The following is a 9,666-nucleotide window of genomic DNA, read 5'->3' on the forward strand; positions in this document are numbered from 1 at the left end:
CGCCACAGCGGTCTCAGCGGTGGTGGGCGCCGGCCCAGCGCTCGGCCTCGGGGGCCGGGTGCAGGCCGGGCTCGTGCAGGCCCTCCTCGGTGACCTGGCCGATCCGGCGGTACGTCTCCGGCCGGCTGGTGCGCAGCACCACGCCCCACAGCAGGCCGAGCACGCCCGCCGCCACCGGGATCGCCGGCAGCAGCCACTTCAGGTAGCTCGCGGTGTCGGGGGCGAGCAGCGCGTCGAAGTTGAACAGCAGCACCAGCAGCACGGCGGTGAGCAGGATCGTGCCGAGCGCCGGAGCGATCGACCGCTGCCACGCGCTCTCCGGGCCGGGACGGCCGCGGAAGAAGCCGACGACGGCGGCCGAGGTGAGCGTCATCAGCAGCACGACACCCACAGCGGCCGCGCCGGACAGCCAGGTGAACAGGTCGATGACCGGGTCACGGCCGGTCATCGCGAACGCCAGGAACACCACCACCGCCAGGACGCTCTGGACCACCGAGCCCGCGACCGGCGCGCCGCTGCGGCTGGAGGTGGCGCCGAGGAAGCGCGGCAGGACCCGCTCCCGGCCGAGCGCGAACAGGTAGCGCGCCACGCCGTTGTGGAACGACAGCAGGGCGGCCAGCACGCTGGTGATGAACAGGACGTTGGCGATGTCCGCGACGACGGCGCCGGTGTACTGGTCGAGCGCGCCGAAGATGATGCCCGGACCGGCCTCGGCGCTCGCCGCCGGTGCGTTCTCCGGGCCGGTGAGCACTGTGAGCGCCCAGGCGGAGAAGGCGTAGAACAGGCCGGTGAACGCGACAGCGATGTAGGTGGCCCGGGCCACGGTGCGCCGCGGGTCCTTGACCTCCTCGCTGTAGATGGCGCCGCTCTCGAATCCGGTGAAGGAGGCGATGGTGAACGCGAGCACCGCGCCGAAGCCGGCGCCGAACAGGTGGCCGGGGCTGATGCCCGCGGTGGTCACGGCACCGCCGTCCGGGTTGGCGAAGGCCACCAGGTCGAAGATCAGCACGGCCACGCACTCGAGGATGAGCAGCACCGCGAGCACCGTGGCGTTGAGGTCGATGCGCAGCACACCGAGCGCGCCGATGAACACCCAGGCCAGCAGCGCCCAGACCCACCAGTCGAGGCTGATGCCGGTCTTGGCGTCCATGAAGTCGCCCAGGATCGCGCCGAGCAGGCCGTACAGACCGATCTGGATCGCGTTGTACGCGGCCAGCGCGACCGCCGAGCCGGCCACCCCGCCGGCCCGGCCGAGGCCGTTGGCGATGTACGCGTAGAACGCGCCCGCGTTTGCGACGTACCGGCTCATCGCGGCGTAGCCGGTGGCGAAGACGGCGAGCACGGCGGCGAGCAGCACGTATCCGAGCGCGGCGCCGATGTTGCCGCTGACCGCGTACATGGTGGTCACACCACCGCCGAGAACGGTCAGCGGGGCGGACGCCGCGACGGTGAAGAAGACGAGGTGAGCGGTGCCGAGACGACCGCGGCGCAGCCCACCGTCGGAGAAGAACGGATCGGAGGACAAGGCTTCTCCAGGGGAGGGGGTAAGGGGATTGAGGTGTCTACTTCGGAACAACCTGAAGCAGGGTATTGGTGATCACGTATTGTGACAACCCCGCTTCGATATCGATTGGGGTGCGCGTGATCCGGCGGAATTGAGCTGTGCGTGGTCATGCCGTACCGTCCCGTGTCGACGATCACGGCCACCGTTCGAGGATGGACCATGACCTACCCCGGGGCGCAGGCCACTTACCGGCTTGCGGATGCGCTGTTCCTTATCGGACATGACGAGTTCACCGGCAAGCCACACGTCGCCGTCGACCGGCTGGAGTGCGGGCTGGCCGGCGCCGCGCTCGCCGAGCTGATGTTCGAGGGCCGGATCGCCCTCGACGGAGGGGGGATCGCCGCGGTGGATCCGCGGCTGTGGCAGGAGCCGCTCACCGACCTGCTGATCACCGAGATCCTGCGCCGCGAGGGAGCGCATCCGGCCCGGCTGTGGATCCGCTACCTGCGGACCCAGCTCAACATCAACGAACGGGTGGGCACCCGGCTGGTCACCGCCGGCGTGCTCCGCCGCGAGCAGGGCAAGCTGATCGGCCGCGCGGTGCGCTGGCCGGCCAACGACCCGAACCAGGCGGCCTCACCGCGGGTGCGGCTGACCGCGATGCTGATGCACTCGTCCCCGGCCGAGCTGGACCCGGGCACGCTGCTGCTGGCGACGCTCGCCGAGGCGGTCGGGCTGGCCGCGCACATCTTCGACCCGCAGGTGGCCACGCGGATGCGCGACTGCCGCCGGTTCCTGCCGGCGCAGCTCGACGGGCTGCTGGCCGCCGTCGTGGGCGCGCTCGACGTCAGCACCACCACGGTACGGCGATGACGTCCCGCCCCGGGCCGAGCCGGGGCGGGACGGCACCGGTCAGGCCGGGTCGCGCCACATCGGGTAGAGGCTGGGGCCCTCCGGCAGGTCGAGCGTGACCGGGCGGCGCCGGAACCCGAGCCGCTCGTAGAGCGCGGCGTTGCGCGGCGAACTGGCCTCCAGGTACGCCGCCGTGCCGGCCTGATCCAGCTCGGCCAGCCTGTTACGCAGCAGTGCCGACCCGACGCCCTTGCCGTGATGGTCCGGGTGCACGCCGATGAAGGGCAGGTACCAGTGCGGCTCACCCGGGTGCCGGGCGCTCATCATCTCGTCCAGCACGGCGAACCGCTTCATGGCCTCCGCGCCGATCGCGGCCTCCATCCCGTCGAACTCGCCGCTGTCCTCGGCGTCGTGGCCCTCGCCGGTGGGCAGCCACAGCGTGGCCCCCAGCCCGTCACCGGCGACGTACACCTCACCGGTGCGCAGCGCCAGCGCGACGAACGGTCCGAAGAAGGCGGCATGGACCCGCGCGCGGTGGTCGTCGTCGGGGAAGACCCAGCCGCTCACCGGATCCCGCATGAACGCCTCGGCGAGAATCGCTGTCACGGCGGCGGCGTCGGCCGCGGACGCCCGCCGGATACTGCCCTGCCACTCAGTCACTGGCCAACCGTCCTACCGGCTCGACGAGCCATTGTGGTCATTGATCGGCGTGCAAGGTATCAGGTGTGCGGTGCCGTGCGGCAGGGCTCGACAGCGATGCTCGCCGCGACCCGGTCCGGGTGGCTACTCTGGCCCGGACCCCGACAGGAGGACCATGTCCCGCACGCGTCGTCCCGGACCGCAGCCCGGGGCCGCCATGACCTCGTCCCCCTGGATCCTCGTCGCCGCCGGGGTGCTCGTGATGGTGGTCCTGCTGGTGGTGGCGCTCGGTTCGGTGCGGGGCCGCAGCACGTTCCCGTCGGCCGGACCGGCCGATCCGGTGATGTCGCTGCCCGGCATGCCGCTGACGCCCACGGCGGTCAGCGCCACCGGCCCCTCGCCGGTCGCCGCCACCGCGCCGGTGCCGGGCCTGTCACCCCGGTCCACGATGCTGCCCGCACGGCCGACGCCCGCCGCGCCGCCGCCGAGCCCGCGGGGCGTGGCCCGGCCGGTGCTGCCCCCGCCGCCTCCGCCCTCGCCGCCCGCGCCCTCCTCGGCGGTGGCCGGCCGGTACAGCGTGATGAGCTCCTTCGACGGCGGTTTCATCTCTGAGGTGCTGCTCGTCAACACCGCGCGTACGCCGCACGGCTGGACGGTGCGGGCGGTCTTCCCCGGTGGCCGGCTGGTCACCGCCTGGGTCGAGGGCGCCGAGCAGGGCGTCTTCGGCTTCGCCGACGGCGTGTTCACCTACCGCAGCGGATTTGACCTGGCCCCCGGGCAGTCGTTGCCGGTGCGCTTCCACATCGAGCGTGCCGGCACGCGGCCGGCGAGCTGCACCGTTGACGGCACGCCCTGCGCCGAGCGGTAGGTCCGGCACCCCGGGGCGGGGCCGGCATATGCGCCTCCCTTGCAAGGTAACTGCTTTGTTGCGGCATGGTTTGCAAGGTATTGCAGAATGTTTCGGCAAGGGCTAGCGTGCGGGCGAATCAGCGACCAGAGAAAGGCCGTCGATGAAACCCCCGCCGATATCCCCCAAGGCGCTGCTCGCCCTGGTCACCTCCCTCGTGCTCACTCTCGTCGGCGTCCCGGTGGCCCTCCACCAGCTCGGCGCCGACGCCGCCGGACCGGCCGCCACCCCCGACGTCCTGGCCGCCGGCAACGCTCCCCAGTGGAACCGCGAGCCGTCCCCTGACGCACTCCTCAAGGCCGCCACCAACACGGCGAAGGCCGAGCAGTTCTACTTCGTCCTGCCCGACCGCTTCGCCAACGGCGACAGGCGCAACGACACCGGCGGCCTGACCGGCGGCCGGCTCACCACCGGCCTCGACCCGGCCGACAAGGGCTTCTACCACGGCGGCGACCTCAAGGGCCTGATCGACCGGATGGACTACATCCAGGGTCTCGGCACCACCGCCATCTGGCTCGCCCCGATCTTCAAGAACCGGCCGGTGCAGGGCACCGGCGCGGACGTCTCGGCCGGCTACCACGGCTACTGGATCACCGACTTCACCCAGGTCGACCCGCACTTCGGCACCAACGCCGAGTTGAAGAAGCTGGTCGACCTGGCCCACCGGCGGGGCATCAAGGTCTACCTGGACATCATCGTCAACCACACCGCCGACGTGATCCGGTACGCCGAGGACAAGTACGGTTACGTGGACAAGAAGACCGCCCCCTACCGCGACGCGCAGGGGCGCCCCTTCGAGGACCGCAACTACGCCGACGGTACGCGCAGGTTCCCGGCGGTGAACGACAAGTCGTTCCCGTACACCCCGGTGTTCGCCACCCCGGCCGACGCGAAGGTCAAGGTGCCGGCGTGGCTCAACGACCCGACCATGTACCACAACCGCGGTGACTCCACCTTCGCCGGGGAGAACAGCGAGTACGGCGACTTCTTCGGCCTTGACGACCTGTGGACCGAGCGTCCCGAGGTGGTTCGCGGCATGACCGACATCTACGCCCAGTGGATCGGCAAGGTCGGCGTGGACGGTTTCCGCCTCGACACCGTCAAGCACACCAACCTCGACTTCTGGCCGCAGTTCGCCGGCGGAATCGACGCCGCCGCGAAGAAGGCCGGCAAGAAGGACTTCTTCATGTTCGGCGAGGTCTACAGCGCCGAGCAGGAGATCCAGTCGACGTACGTACGGCAGGGCGGGCTGCCCGCCACGCTCGACTTCTCCTTCCAGGAGGCGGCACGCGGGTACGCCGCCGCCGACGGCTCGGCCAGGACGCTCGCCGACGTCTACGCCAAGGACGACCTGTACTCGGCGCGGGACACGAACGCCAACCGGCTCACCACGTTCCTGGGCAACCACGACATGGGCCGGATCGGCTCGTTCGTCGCCGCCGCCGGCGGTGACGACGCCACCCAGTTGAGCCGCAGCCGGCTCGCCCACCAGCTCATGTTCCTCACCCGCGGCCAGCCGGTCGTCTACTCCGGTGACGAGCAGGGCTTCACCGGGCCGGGCGGCGACAAGGACGCCCGGCAGGACATGTTCGCCTCGCGGACCGCCGACTACCTCGACGACGACCTGATCGGCACCACCCGCACCCACGCCGCCGACCAGTACGACACCCGCCACCCGCTCTACCGGACGATCGCCGAGCTGGGCGAGCTGCGGGCGGCGCACCCGGCGCTGCGCGACGGCGTGCAGGTGACCCGGTACGCGGCTGACGGACCGGGCGTCTTCGCGTTCTCCCGCGTGCTGCCCGCCGACCGGATCGAGTACGTGGCGGCGGTGAACAACGCCGCGACACCGCAGACTGTCACAGTGGACACCTGGTCGGCCGGCGCCCGCTTCACCGGCGTGTACGGCGGCGCCGCGGGCGCGACGGCCGGCACGGACGGCAAGCTGAGCGTCACCGTGCCGGCCATGTCGGCGCTGGTGCTCAAGGCCGACCGGGCGATCCCGCAGGCCGGGGCCCCGAAGATCACGATTACCGAGCCGGGCGGCGACCCGGTCCCCGGCAAGGTCGCCGTCACCGCCCAGGTCACCGGCGACCCGCTCGCCTCGGTCACGTTCGCCGCCCGGGTCGCGGGCGGGAAGTGGACGCTGCTCGGCAGCGCGCACCGCGCGCCGTACACCGTGCACCACGACCTGACCGGCCTGCCCGGCGGCACCCGGGTGGAGTACAAGGCGGTGGTCCGCGACGGCAAGGGCCGCACCGCCACCGCCCGCGCCACCGGCACGGTCGGCACCCCGGCGCAGGGCGCGTCGCGGGACTGGGCGATCGTGCACTACCAGCGCCCGGCCGGCGGGTACGACGACTGGCGGCTCTACGCCTGGGGCGACATCGACCCGGCGTACGTGACGCAGTGGCCCGCCGGGCAGCCGTTCGCCGGTGAGGACTCCTACGGCCGGTTCGCCTGGGTAAAGCTCAAGCCCGGCGCGAAGTCGGTCGGTTTCCTCGTGATCGACGGCGACGGCAACAAGGACGTGGCGAACGACCGCACCATCGACGTGACTGCCACCGGCGAGGTCTGGGTCAAGCAGGGCGACCCGGCGGTCTACCCGACGAGGCAGGCCGCCACCGGCGAACCCGACCCGCCCGTCGCCCAGGACACCGCGCTGATCCACTGGCGCAAGGCCGACGGGAAGTACGACGGCTGGGGCCTGCACCTGTGGGACGGCGCGGCGAACCCGACCGACTGGGCCGCCCCGCTCAAGCCGGAGAAGATCGACGCGTACGGCGCGGTGTTCCGGGTGCCCCTCGCCGCCGGGGCGACCGGGCTGAGCTACATCATTCATTCCGGCGACGAGAAGGACCAGCCCGAGGACCAGCGGCTCGACTTCGCCTCCGCCGGACGCGAGGTGTGGCTGCTCGCCGGCGTGAAGGGGCGGCTGCTGCCGACCACCACGTCCGGCGCCGCCAAGGATCTCGACCTGACCAAGCAGAAGGCGCAGTGGATCGACAGGTCCACAGTCGCCTGGGCCACCGGGCCGACCGACGGCAGGCGGTACGCGCTGGCCGTCGCCCCGGCCGGTGGGATCGGCCTCGCCGACGGCGAGCTGACCGGCACGTACACCACGATCCCGCTGCGGGCGCAGCGCAACGGGTTGACCGAGGCGCAACGGCAGGCGTACCCCCATCTCTGGGCCTATCGCGCCTTCTCGCTGGACCGCGCCGACCTGGGCAAGGTGCCGGCGGCGCTGCGCGGCCAGATCGTGGTCACCGAGCGGGACGCCGAGGGCGCGCTGCTCGCCGCCACCGGCGTGCAGATCCCCGGCGTGCTCGACGACGTCTACGCGGCGGCGACCGGCGCGAAGCTCGGCCCGACGTTCGCCGGACGGGTGCCCACGCTGGCGGTGTGGGCGCCGACCGCGCGCACGGTGTCGCTGGAACTGTTCGACTCGCCCACGGCGCAGCCGGCCACCGTGGCGATGCGCCGCGACGACCGCACCGGCGTCTGGTCGGTGCGCGGCACGAAGGCGTGGAACGGCCGCTACTACCGCTACCGGGTGCAGGCGTGGCAGCCGGCCACGCAGAAGATGGTCACCGCGTCGGTGACCGACCCGTACTCCGTGGCGCTCGCGCCGGACTCCACACACAGCCAGATCGTCGACCTGACCGACCCGGCGCTCGCGCCGGCCGGCTGGGCCGACCTGCGCAAACCGGCCGCGCCGCCGGCGGCGAAGGTGCAGATCTCCGAGCTGTCGGTGCGGGACTTCTCCATCGCCGACACCACCGTCCCGGCCGACCGGCGGGGCACCTACCTGGCGTTCACCGACCCGGACACCGCCGGCATGAAGCACCTGCGCAAGCTCGGCGACGCCGGGGTCAACCACCTGCACCTGCTGCCGGCCTTCGACTTCGCCACCATCCCGGAGAAGCGGGCCGACCAGGCCCGGCCGGACTGCGACCTGGCCGCGCTGCCGCCGGACTCCGACAAGCAGCAGAAGTGCGTCGCGGCGGTCGCCGGCACCGACGGCTACAACTGGGGGTACGACCCGCTGCACTACACGGTGCCCGAGGGCGGGTACGCCACCGACCCGAACGGCGCGAAGCGCACCACCGAGTTCCGCCAGATGGTCGCCGGAGTGAACAAGGCCGGCCTGCGGGTGGTCATGGACGTGGTCTACAACCACACCTCGGCCGCCGGCGCCGACCCGAAGTCGGTGCTCGACCAGGTGGTGCCGGGCTACTACCACCGGTTGCTGGAGGACGGGACCGTCGCCAACTCCACCTGCTGCGCCAACACCGCCCCGGAGCACGCCATGATGGGCAAGCTCGTGGTGGACTCGCTGGTCACCTGGGCCAAGGCGTACAAGGTCGACGGTTTCCGGTTCGACCTGATGGGCCACCACCCGAAGGCGAACATCCTGGCCGTACGGGCCGCGCTGGACAAGCTCACGCTCGCCCGCGACGGCGTGGACGGGCGGAGGATCCTGCTCTACGGCGAGGGCTGGAACTTCGGCGAGGTCGCCGACGACGCCCGGTTCACCCAGGCCACCCAGGCCAACATGGCCGGCACCGGCATCGGCACGTTCAACGACCGGCTCCGCGACGCGGTTCGCGGCGGCGGCCCGTTCGACGCCAACCCGCGGGTGCAGGGCTTCGCCTCCGGCCTCTACACCGACCCGAACGGTGACGAGGTGAACGGCTCGGCCGCCGAGCAGCGGGCCCGGCTGCTGCACCAGCACGACCTGATCAAGGTGGGGCTGACCGGTAACCTGCGCGGCTACCGGTTCACCGACTCCACCGGCAAGCGGGTCACCGGCGCGCAGGTCGACTACAACGGCGCTCCGGCCGGGTACACCGCCGCGCCGGGCGAGGCGGTCACCTACGTCGACGCCCACGACAACGAGATCCTTTACGACGCGCTGGCGTACAAGCTGCCGCAGGGGACCTCGGCGCAGGATCGGGCCCGGATGCAGGTGCTCGCGCTGTCGACCACCGCGCTCGGGCAGGGCGCCGGGTTCGTCACCACCGGCTCGGAGCGGTTGCGCTCGAAGTCGCTGGACCGCAACTCGTACAACTCCGGTGACTGGTTCAACCAGATCCGGTGGGACTGCGCCCAGGGCAACGGGTTCGGCGCCGGTCTGCCACCGGAGGCCGACAACAAGGACAAGTGGTCGTACGCGAAGCCGCTGCTGGCCGATCCGTCGCTGGTGCCGGACTGCGCGGCGATCGACCTGGCCGACGCCCGGTACGCGGAGCTGCTGCGCATCCGCCGGTCCTCGCCGGTGTTCGGCCTCGACACCGCCGAGCAGGTGCAGAAGCGGGTGGCGTTCCCGCTGTCCGGCACGAAGGAGACGCCGGGCGTGCTCACCATGACGCTCGACGCGCGCGGACTGGACGGGAAGTGGAAGTCGGTGACAGTCGTCTTCAACGCCACCCCGGAGACGGCGAAGCAGACAGTCACCGGGCTGCGTGGGGCGAACGTGGCGCTGCACCCGGTGCTGCGGAACTCGGCCGACCCGGAGCTGCGTACCGCGTCGTTCGACAGGGGCGCCGGCACGTTCACGGTGCCCGCGCGCAGCGTCGCGGTGTTCGTCCAGAGCTGACCGTACGGCCGACCGGCCCCCCGCCACGTCACAGTGGCGGGGGGCCGGTCGCATACCCCGGACCGTCAGGTCAGTTGAAGCAGTCCTCGACGGTGTTGGCGCAGTTGGTGGGGTCGTTGTTGCTGATGAGGGACTTGTCGTCGAGCTTGACGCGTCCTTCGTTGT

At 71.7% G+C, this 9,666-nt stretch carries 5 protein-coding genes; 3 read left to right on the forward strand and 2 right to left on the reverse strand.

What is annotated here, in order from left to right:
- Positions 1 to 13: 13 nt before the first annotated feature.
- Positions 14 to 1,525 (reverse strand): APC family permease, encoded by a 1,512-nt coding sequence (locus AB0D28_RS01865; protein ID WP_357381132.1) that lies wholly within the window; start codon positions 1,523 to 1,525, stop codon positions 14 to 16.
- 198 nt (positions 1,526 to 1,723) lie between these two features.
- Here AB0D28_RS01865 and AB0D28_RS01870 point away from each other — a divergent pair, with 198 nt between their 5' ends.
- The gene (locus AB0D28_RS01870; RefSeq protein WP_357381134.1) at positions 1,724 to 2,377 is read left to right on the forward strand and encodes a GPP34 family phosphoprotein; all 654 of its coding nucleotides are present in this window, start codon (positions 1,724 to 1,726) and stop codon (positions 2,375 to 2,377) included.
- A gap of 39 nt (positions 2,378 to 2,416) precedes the next feature.
- Here the strand turns inward: AB0D28_RS01870 and AB0D28_RS01875 are convergent, their stop codons facing one another.
- Positions 2,417 to 3,016: a GNAT family N-acetyltransferase gene (locus AB0D28_RS01875; protein WP_357381136.1), complete on the reverse strand. Its 600-nt coding sequence runs from the start codon at positions 3,014 to 3,016 to the stop codon at positions 2,417 to 2,419.
- Positions 3,017 to 3,170: 154 nt separating this feature from the next.
- Between AB0D28_RS01875 and AB0D28_RS01880 the strand changes: the two genes are divergently transcribed.
- Positions 3,171 to 3,863 carry a cellulose binding domain-containing protein gene (locus AB0D28_RS01880; RefSeq protein ID WP_357381139.1) on the forward strand — a complete coding sequence of 231 codons (693 nt, stop codon included), beginning with the start codon at positions 3,171 to 3,173 and terminating at the stop codon, positions 3,861 to 3,863.
- 142 nt (positions 3,864 to 4,005) lie between these two features.
- Positions 4,006 to 9,501: a pullulanase-type alpha-1,6-glucosidase gene (gene pulA, locus AB0D28_RS01885; RefSeq protein WP_357381141.1), complete on the forward strand. Its 5,496-nt coding sequence runs from the start codon at positions 4,006 to 4,008 to the stop codon at positions 9,499 to 9,501.
- Positions 9,502 to 9,666: the final 165 nt, after the last annotated feature.

This window comes from Micromonospora sp. NPDC048169, from assembly GCF_040652815.1.
In the GTDB taxonomy this organism is placed as follows: domain Bacteria; phylum Actinomycetota; class Actinomycetes; order Mycobacteriales; family Micromonosporaceae; genus Micromonospora.